Source organism: Bacillota bacterium (assembly GCA_040754675.1).
Classification (GTDB): domain Bacteria; phylum Bacillota; class Limnochordia; order Limnochordales; family Geochordaceae; genus Geochorda.
In genome coordinates this window covers 1-1,609 of the sequence record JBFMCJ010000770.1, presented here as the reverse complement: position 1 = coordinate 1,609, position 1,609 = coordinate 1, and the positions used below count along the sequence as shown (strand labels likewise).

Sequence of the window (1,609 nt, the reverse complement as noted above, 5' to 3'; positions counted from 1 at the left end):
TAAGTCTATTTCACCATCACGCGTAAACGTGAGCTTGACCGAAGCCGCAAACGGCTTATACAGGCGCGGTGGCAGAATGCGGTCGTAAGGGATTTCTGCCAACTCGCGCAGGGCCTCCACGATGGTCTTGCCGGGAGCAAAAACCAGCGCGTTGTGCGCAAAGCCGGCTTCCGGGTACTCCAGGGCCATGGCGAACTCGGTGGCAATGATGGCCCCGATCAGTACCGTCTTACCGGCCCCCATTGCCAGGGCAAAGATGTAGCTGGGATAACCAAGCGTGAGGGTCTCGCGTGTGGCTTCGAGCCCGAAATCTCGGCAGAACTCATCATCGGTTCGCAGGCGATGCCAGAGTGCGTCCAACCCCTCGTTGAGCACGTAGTTGCGGATCTCGTCATGCGCCAGCCCCAAGACCTCAAGCAGCTCCGCGGGTCTGGGATACAGGTCGCGGTACAGATCAAAGACGTGCGGGGTTCCTTTGACAAGACGCAGGTACCAGTAGACTTCCAGTGCCCGGAGCTGGGGGACACGCAGGTAACGGCACCCACCGGTTTCCGCATCAACTTGGTAATCCAGGAGTTCGCCAATAACCGGGTATTCCTCGCAAGGATACCCAGCCTCGCGCCATCTCCGGGTTGCAACAGCCAGTAATTGATACAGATGGTCCATGGTTCCCCGATCTCCCTTCAGAACCTCAACAGGAGGGTGGGTGGAGGAAGCACTGCGCGGACAGGCGCGCCAGGGGGCGGAACGGACCCGCCCCAGCCTGGAGGCTGAGCCGGGCCGCGTTCCTGAGAAGCCTGCCGGACTCGAAGTCTCCCGCCCGGGCGGCGTCGGGCTCGGGAAACCCCGAAGGGACCACGTTTCCACCCTCGAGGGGAAGGAAGACCGCACACGTCTCGTGCTCGTATCCCACCACCGGCCGCAGGCGCAACACCCCCGGCCTCTCGTGAGGAAGCACCACCCAGTCCCGGTCCCGCACACGCACGAGGGAGCCAACGCGGAGTTCGGCCAGAGCCAACAGGCACACCTCCCCACTGCCAGGATTCTATACGGGTCGCGCCGTGCCTCCTACCGGCACAGCCTACCTTCGCGTACCCTCAAGGGCGTGACCCCGGCTCATTTCCGGCGCCTGAGTTCCTCGATCAGGCCCCTGACCTTCTCCCGCCTGGCCTCCGTCTCCCGCCGGTCGATCTCCCACCTGAGGACCAGGACGTCCCCCTCCCGCGCCCCGCGCGGCAGGAAGCGGCGCGGGACGTCCAGCCTGTACTCCTCGTCACCCACCAGCACCACCGCCAGGTCACCCTCGAACCGGTCGATCACCGCACGCACGGGGTCCACCTCCTACCTGTCGGGCGGTTTGCAGATCTTGCACGGCACGTACCCGGCCGCCCTAGCCTCGGCGGCGCTCCTGAACTCCACCAGGTTGGCCGGGCTGATCTTCTTGGCGGCGTTGCAGGAGGGGTAGTGATACTTGTCGCTCTTTTTGCTCGCCACGAACTTCGTCCCGCCGCCAGAGGGGGCCGGGGCAACCCCGCCAGGCCCTGCAGGCGCCCGGTACTCCCACGGCTTCTTGTCGACGGAGTACGTCTTGCCGTCCGTGGTCAGCACC

Annotated in this window: 4 protein-coding genes; all 4 read right to left on the bottom strand. The window is 64.6% G+C overall.

Going from position 1 to position 1,609, the window contains the following annotated elements:
- On the bottom strand, window positions 1-666 hold a 666-nt coding region (locus AB1609_23450), incomplete at its 3' end, for a restriction endonuclease subunit R (GenBank protein MEW6049390.1).
- Window positions 667-691: 25 nt separating this feature from the next.
- Window positions 692-1,018: a hypothetical protein gene (locus AB1609_23445; GenBank protein MEW6049389.1), complete on the bottom strand. Its 327-nt coding sequence runs from the start codon at window positions 1,016-1,018 to the stop codon at window positions 692-694.
- 98 nt (window positions 1,019-1,116) lie between these two features.
- Window positions 1,117-1,329, bottom strand: a complete 213-nt coding sequence (locus tag AB1609_23440) for a DUF3006 domain-containing protein (protein MEW6049388.1) — start codon at window positions 1,327-1,329, stop codon at window positions 1,117-1,119.
- Window positions 1,330-1,341: 12 nt separating this feature from the next.
- On the bottom strand, window positions 1,342-1,609 hold a 268-nt coding region (locus tag AB1609_23435), incomplete at its 5' end, for an Ada metal-binding domain-containing protein (GenBank protein ID MEW6049387.1).